Origin of the sequence: Nocardioides sp. NPDC057772 (assembly GCF_042798075.1) — a bacterium.
GTDB lineage: Bacteria > Actinomycetota > Actinomycetes > Propionibacteriales > Nocardioidaceae > Nocardioides.
On sequence record NZ_JBHVKN010000053.1, the window covers coordinates 19,518 to 27,134 of the forward strand.

Genomic DNA, 7,617 nt, shown 5'->3' on the forward strand with positions numbered 1-7,617 from the left:
GAGACCTAGACTGAGCGATCGTGTCCTCCCCTGAAACCACTCCTGACCTCGTCGTCGTCGGCTCCGGCCTCTTCGGCCTGACCATCGCCGAGCGCGCCGCCTCCGAGCTGGACAAGAAGGTGCTCATCATCGAGCGCCGCCCCCACATCGGTGGCAACGCCTACTCCGAGTTCGACGAGGAGACCGGCATCGAGGTGCACAAGTACGGCACCCACCTCTTCCACACCTCCAACGAGAAGGTGTGGGACTACGTGCGGAAGTTCACCGACTTCACCGACTACAAGCACAAGGTCTTCGGCAAGTACAAGGGGCAGGTCTACTCCCTGCCGATGAACCTGGCGCTGATCAACCAGTTCTTCGGGAAGTCGCACACCCCCGACGAGGCGCGCGCGCTGATCGCCGAGCAGGCCAGCGAGTTCAAGACCGAGGAGGCCCAGAACCTCGAGGAGAAGGCGATCTCCCTGATCGGCCGCCCGCTCTACGAGGCCTTCATCAAGGGCTACACCGCCAAGCAGTGGGAGAAGGACCCCAAGGAGCTGTCGCCGGACATCATCACGCGCCTCCCGGTCCGCTACACCTTCGACAACCGCTACTTCAACGACAAGTACGAGGGTCTCCCGGTCGACGGCTACACCGCGTGGCTGGAGCGGATGGCCGACCACCCGAACATCACGGTCCTGCTCGACACCGACTTCTTCACGGTGGTCGACGACTACAAGGGCAAGGTCCCGATCGTCTACACCGGCCCGGTCGACGAATACTTCGGCTTCTCCGCCGGCAAGCTCTCCTGGCGCACCGTGGACCTCGAGTCCGAGATCCTCGACGTCGACGACTACCAGGGCACCGGCGTGGTCAACGCCAACGACCCCGAGGTCCCGTTCACCCGTGAGCTGGAGTTCAAGCACCTCCACCCCGAGCGTGCCGACCGCTACAAGCCGGGCAAGACCGTCGTCGTGAGGGAGTACAGCCGCTTCGCCCAGGAGGGCGACGAGCCGTACTACCCGATCAACACCGCCGACAACCGCGAGAAGATCCTGGTCTACCGCGACCTGGCCAAGAAGGAGCCGATGGTGCTCTTCGGTGGCCGCCTCGGCACCTACAAGTATCTGGACATGCACATGGCGATCGCGTCCGCGCTCACCATGTTCGAGAACAAGCTCCGTCCCCACTTCGAGGACGGCACCCCGCTCACCTCCGGAGGCGTTGACGAATGAGCGTGACCCGACTGCTCCAGCGGCAGATCCTGCCCCTGGACCGTGACTCCGACGTACTCCCGCTCTACGTCGACAACCAGGCCGCCATCCTCGACGCCGACAAGTACGAGGTCGGCTCCGACAAGACGGCCCAGGCGCTCAACAACGCCCAGATCCGCCAGTCGATCAACGACGGGACCCAGATCCACCCCGACCAGATCGAGTCGCGGACGGCGCTGCGGGTCCTGAAGAGCGAGCGGCTCTCGCTCGGCACCTACTTCAACGCGTTCCCGGCCAGCTACTGGCGCCGGCACACCGTGGTCGACAGCGTGAAGCTGACCGTCGCGCTCCAGGGCCGGGGCGCCAGCGTGATCGTCTACAAGTCGATGGCCAACGGCCGCTCCCAGCGCGTCGACTCTGCAAGCACAGACGACACCGGCACCAACACTGTTGATGGACTGAGCACCTTCACCTTCGACCTGCCGCTGAAGCCGTTCGTCGACGGCGGCTGGTACTGGTACGACGTCGTCGCCTCGGACGAGGACGCCGTCATCACCTCGGCCGAGTGGACCGCGGAGGTCCCCGACGACCGCGCCGAGCACGGCACCGTCGACATCTGCGTCACCACGATGAACAAGCCCGACTTCTGCGCCAAGCTGCTCGCGCAGATGGGCGAGGACGAGGCGCTGCGCCCCTACCTCGACACCGTCTTCGTGATGGAGCAGGGCACCAAGAAGGTCGTCGACGACGTCGAGTTCCCTGCGGCCGAGAAGGCCCTGGGCGACCTGCTGCACATCATCGAGCAGGGCAACCTGGGTGGTTCCGGCGGCTACGCGCGCGGTCAGCTCGAGTCGCTGCGCAAGGGCACCGCGACCTACGCCCTGATGATGGACGACGACGTCGTCTGCGAGCCCGAGGGCATCATCCGCGCGATCACCTTCGGTGACCTCGCCAAGCGGCCGACCATCGTCGGCGGCCACATGTTCTCGCTCTACGCCAAGTCCCGCCTGCACTCCTACGGCGAGATCGTCCAGCCGTGGCGGTTCTGGTGGCAGTCGGCTCCCGGCGTCTTCGGTGACTGGGACTTCGGCGCCCGCAACCTGCGCTCGACCCGCTGGCTGCACAAGCGCGTCGACGTGGACTTCAACGGCTGGTTCATGTGCCTGATCCCGCGCAAGGTGATCGAGGAGATCGGGCTCTCCCTGCCGGTCTTCATCAAGTGGGACGACTCCGAGTACGGCCTGCGTGCCAAGGAGGCCGGTTTCCCGACCGTGTCGTTCCCGGGTGCGGCTGTGTGGCACGTCCCGTGGACCGACAAGAACGACGCGCTCGACTGGCAGTCCTACTTCCACCAGCGCAACCGCTTCGTCGCCGCGCTGCTGCACTCGATCTACGACGACGGTGGTCGGATGGTCACCGAGTCGTTCTCGCACCAGATCAAGCATCTGGTCTCGATGCAGTACTCGACCGTCCTGCTGCGCCACCAGGCGCTGCTCGACGTGCTCGCCGGCCCCGAGAAGCTCCACGAGACCCTCGCGACCCAGCTTCCGGCCGTACGCGAGATGGTCAAGGACTTCCCGGACGCGCAGCTCAAGGCCGACCGGGACGAGTTCCCGCCCGTACGCCGCCACAAGCCGCCGCGCAAGGGCAAGGACGACACCGACGTGCCGACCAACCGCGAGGTCAAGCTGGCCGCGCTCAAGGCACCGATCCGTCAGCTGATGAAGCCGCGCAAGCTCTCCACGGAGTTCCCCGAGGCCGAGCTCGCCGCGATGGACAACCAGTGGTACCGGATCACCAAGTACGACAGCGCCATCGTGTCGATGAACGACCAGCAGGGCGCCGCCTTCTACCGCCGCGACAAGAAGCTCTTCAACCAGATGCTGAGGGACACCATCAAGGTGCACCGCCAGCTCAAGCGTCGCTGGCCCAAGCTGGCCGAGGAATACCGCTCCAAGCTGAGCGAGGTCACCTCGCCGGAGGCCTGGGAGAAGACCTTCGAGCCGTGGAAGGTCGCTGAGGAGAAGGGGACCGATGGCAACCGGAGTTGATGAACGTCCCGTACGGATCGTCGACGCACCGCTGGCACCGCCGGCGGAGAACCTCGGGCTGCTCTCGGTCTTCAAGCGCCGCTATCTCCTCAAGCTGCTCGTGCAGCGGGAGATCAGCGGTCGCTACTCCAACTCGATCCTCGGTGTCTTCTGGTCCTACATCAACCCGTTGACGCAGTTCTGCGTCTACTGGCTGTTCATGGGCAAGATCATGGGTGCCGACAAGGGGATGGAGTACTACCCGATCCACCTCTTCGCCGGGCTCGTCATCGTCCACTTCTTCACCGAGACCTTCGGTGCCGGCACCCGATCCTTGCTCGGCAACAAGGGTCTGCTGAAGAAGATGGCGATGCCGAAGGAGATGTTCCCGGTCGCCTCGATGCTGGTCTCGCTCTACCACCTGGTGCCGGCGACCCTGATCCTGGTGGTCGTCTGCCTGCTGAGCGGGTGGACCCCGACGTGGGAGATGGTCCCGTCCTTCCTGCTCGCGCTCGGCATCGTGATGGCGCTCGGCACCGCCCTGGCGCTGGTCTTCAGCCTGGCCAACGTCTTCTTCCGTGACTTCGGCAGCGCGGTCAACATCCTCACCAACTACATCCGGTTCGGCGTGCCGATGATGTACCCGTTCTCCATGATCGAGGAGTTCCTCGGTGAGAAGTCCTGGATCTACCTGCTCAACCCGATCTCGGAGGCCGTCCTGCTCTTCCAGCAGGCGTTCTGGATCGGGGTGACCGACAACCCCGAGGCCACGGCCGCCGAGCATCTGCCGGAGAATCTGTGGATGTGGGGCCTGGGCGCGTTCGGGGGCTCGTTGGTCCTGCTGGTGATCGCGCAGCTGATCTTCAGCAAGTACGAGAACAAGATTCCGGAGCGTCTGACATGACCGCCGACTCGATCGTGGTGGACGGAGTCACCAAGAACTTCACGCTCCGCTACCACCGCAGCATCAAGGACATCACCGTCGCCAAGATCAAGGGTCAGGCGGTCTCCAACACCTTCAAGGCGCTGGACGACATCACCTTCACGATCAAGCAGGGCGAGTCGGTCGGCCTGATGGGGCTCAACGGCTCCGGCAAGTCGACGCTGCTGAAGCTGATCAGCGGCGTGATGCGGCCCGACCAGGGTGTCGTCAAGACGCGTGGCCAGATCGCCGGCCTGATCGCGACGGGCGCGGGCTTCCACCCGCAGCTGTCCGGTCGGGAGAACATCTTCCTCAACGCGGCGATCTACGGCCTCTCCGCCGAGGAGACCGCCGAGATCTACGACGACGTGGTGAAGTTCGCCGAGCTCGGCGACCACCTCAACTCTCCGGTGGGCAACTACTCCTCGGGGCAGTACTCCCGACTGGGGTTCTCGGTCGCCGTCCACATCGACTCCGACATCTTCCTCGCCGACGAGGTCCTCGCCGTCGGTGACAAGCCCTTCAAGAAGAAGTGCATGGAGAAGATGGAGGAGATCCGCGACAGCGGCCGCACCGTGGTCTACGTCAGCCACGCCGCCGGCTCGGTCAAGCGGATGTGCGACCGTGTCATCTGCCTGGAGAAGGGCCGCCTGGTCTTCGACGGCGACGTCGACGAGGGCATCGAATACCTCCACTACGGTGAGGACGACGCCAAAGGGTCGGCCAAGCTGAAGCAGCTCGAGGCCGCCGACAGCGCACTTGGTGCGGAAGTCTGAGCCTGCGACCCCGCGAAGCGGGATCACGCCGAGCGGCACATGAGCCCGCGAGGAATTACAGACATGTAGTTCCTCGCGGGCTCTTCCGTCCTCTGTTGCTGATGTGAAAGATGTTCCCTGGTGTTACGGAACCAGGGGGATCCACGCATGATTTCGCAGGCCGGACAAGACGAGGCGAACGACGCTCAGCGTGCTCGGTCCCGCTACGTGGCGTCGACCCAGCAGCTGCTCGTGCTCGGGGTCGTCCTGGCCGCTCTGGTCCCGGCGAGCACGGTCGTCGACCTGAAGGTGGTCCGTCCCGGAGACAAGGTTCCGGTCTCCGGGAGCCAGGCAGCCGTGCCCTCCGCGGCGCAGGTGCCCGCGGACACGGTCGCTGCCCACCTCGAGGAGATATCGCTGACCGCTCCGCCGGCCCAAAGCAGCGAGTCCGGCCACGGCGTCGTCGGCCGGCTCACCGCGGAGGCGAAGAAGGCCACGTCCGGGCGCGATGAGGTGACGGTGACCAGCCTGCCGCAACCGGTCGACGGCTTCGGGACGGTCGGGCTCACCTGGGCGCCCGGTGCGGCCGTGCCGGAGGGGGCGGTCGGGGCCGACGTACGCACGTCGGTGGACGGGACGTGGAGCGACTGGCAGGCGCTGGACGTCCACCTCGACGACCATGCTCCCGACCCGGGCTCCGCCGAGGCCGACGGTTCGCGGCCGGGCACGATGGAGGCGGTCGTCGGCGAGGTCGACCAGGTGCAGACCCGGCTGCGGCTGACCGGTGCGGAGGTGCCCGCCGATCTCAGGCTGGCGGTGATCACTCCCGGCGAGCCGGCCTCGACGCGCAGCGAGTCGCCCGAGATCGAGACCGGCGCCGATGATGCGCCGGAGCCGGCCGAGGGCGCCGCAGATGTCGAGAGTGCCGGGGAGGGGGCCGCGACGCTGGCGGCGGCTGCGTACACGCCCAAGCCCAGCATCTACAGCCGCCGCCAGTGGGGCGCCGACGAGAGCGTGCGCGAGGCTGGGCCGCCCGACTACCACGAGGTCCGCGGCGGGTTCGTGCATCACACCGTCAGCACCAACTCCTACGCGCGAGACCAGGTTCCGGGGATCATCCGGAGCATCTACACCTTCCACGTGCAGAGCCGCGGCTGGCGCGACATCGGCTACAACTTCCTGATCGACAAGTTCGGCCGGATCTGGGAGGGCCGCTACGGCGGCGTCGACCGTCCCGTCGTCGGCGCTCACACGTCGGGCTACAACAGCTACAGCTTCGGGGCCTCGGCGCTCGGCAACTTCGACGACGTCGCGCCGCCGAGCGCGCTGGTGAACGCCTTCGGCACGCTCTTCGCCTGGAAGCTCTCGTTGCACGGCGTACGCGGCGACAAGGGCTCCACCCGGATGGGCGACCGCACCTTCTCGCACGCGATCATGGGCCATCGCGACGCCGGCTCCACCGCCTGCCCGGGCCGCTACCTCTACGCCCAGCTGAGCACGATCCGCTCTCAGGCCGGCTCGAAGCAGGCCGGCTGGGCGGCGCGGGAGCTGCAGTCACAGATCAGTGGCCGCGGCTACCCCGACCTGCTCGCCCGGCGCGCCTCCGACAAGCGGATCGTCGTGCTCCGCACCGACGGCAACGCCCGTTTCGGTACGCCCCGAGCGACCAACCTCATCGGCGGCACCTCGGCCACGCTGATGAACGCCGGTGACTGGGACCGCGACGGCGACGGCGACATCCTGATCCGTCACACCGACGGCACGATCCGGCTCAACCGTGGCAACGGCACCGAGACCTTCGCGACGGGCATCATCATCGGTCGCAACTTCGAGTCGCTCGCGGTCATCGACGTCGTCAGCGACATCACCGGCGACGGTTGGCCGGACCTCATGGGCAAGCACCCCACCGGCGAGATCCGGGTGTGGCCCGGGCGCGGCACCAACGCACTGGGCGCTTCCTACATGATGCGCAGCGCGGTGAGCGGCTCGACCCAGGTCATCGGAGCAGGCCGATTCTACGCTGACGACGGCTCACCCGAAGCGATCTTCAGGGTCTCCGACAAGCTGCTGATCTTCCGCACCAACGGCCCCGGTGGTCTGACCACGTACTCCGACCCCGACATCGACACCAGCGTCTTCGACTTCATCTTGGCGACCAAGGACCTGCGCGGCGCCTCCACGGGCGGCGACCTGCTGCTGCGCCGGAAGTCCGACGGCATGTGGTTCGCCTACGAGCACGACCAGAGCGGCGGCTGGGACCGGAAGACCCAGATGGGCGTCGTGCGGGGCTACGACCAGTTCGGGTAGCACGGGATTTCTCCTCGGATCTCACGCGTTACGAATTTTCGTTGTCGCGGTAATTCCGAGGATTCATGGACAGTGTCCCTGAAATCTGCCTAACGTGTTGTGCAGCGAGTTTGCGACAGGGGGACGCAAAGCGCTTCTCTGCCGGTGACCGGCTCGCATTTCTAGGGTTTCTCGGGTACTTGGAAAGGAGTCTGCTCATGTCTGATCCCGGCATCATTCAGGAGATCATCCAGGCGGTGATCGACTTTCTGAACAGCCTGTGACCCGCCCATGACGCCTCGCGGCGCGGCGGGCGGCGCCTTCGATCGACTACGGACTCTCAGGACAGCTCACCCCTTCCGCGAGTCCGTAGGGCGCCGCACCACCGCGTTTCTCGGGCGCCCTGTCGGCGCCGACCCGGATTACGAATC

General features: G+C 66.1%; 5 protein-coding genes. All 5 read left to right on the forward strand.

Features of this window, described 5'->3' with window-relative positions; translation table 11 throughout:
• Positions 1-20 precede the first annotated feature (20 nt).
• The 5 genes from glf to ACFVJS_RS11775 all read left to right on the forward strand — a co-directional run bounded on the left by glf (position 21) and on the right by ACFVJS_RS11775 (position 7,207).
• On the forward strand, positions 21-1,214 hold the full coding sequence (glf, locus tag ACFVJS_RS11755; RefSeq protein ID WP_378879819.1) for a UDP-galactopyranose mutase: 1,194 nt from the start codon (positions 21-23) through the stop codon (positions 1,212-1,214).
• Entirely contained in the window at positions 1,211-3,244 is a 2,034-nt protein-coding gene (locus tag ACFVJS_RS11760) for a glycosyltransferase (RefSeq protein ID WP_378879822.1), read from the forward strand. The genes glf and ACFVJS_RS11760 overlap by 4 nt, the downstream gene beginning before the upstream one ends.
• Entirely contained in the window at positions 3,228-4,127 is a 900-nt protein-coding gene (locus ACFVJS_RS11765) for an ABC transporter permease (RefSeq protein ID WP_378879825.1), read from the forward strand. The genes ACFVJS_RS11760 and ACFVJS_RS11765 overlap by 17 nt, the downstream gene beginning before the upstream one ends.
• On the forward strand, positions 4,124-4,921 hold the full coding sequence (locus tag ACFVJS_RS11770) for an ABC transporter ATP-binding protein (RefSeq protein ID WP_378879827.1): 798 nt from the start codon (positions 4,124-4,126) through the stop codon (positions 4,919-4,921). Before ACFVJS_RS11765 ends, ACFVJS_RS11770 begins: the two co-directional genes overlap by 4 nt.
• 147 nt (positions 4,922-5,068) lie before the next feature.
• A complete protein-coding gene (locus ACFVJS_RS11775) occupies positions 5,069-7,207 on the forward strand; it encodes an N-acetylmuramoyl-L-alanine amidase (protein WP_378879830.1) in 2,139 nt (712 codons plus the stop codon).
• Positions 7,208-7,617 lie beyond the last annotated feature (410 nt).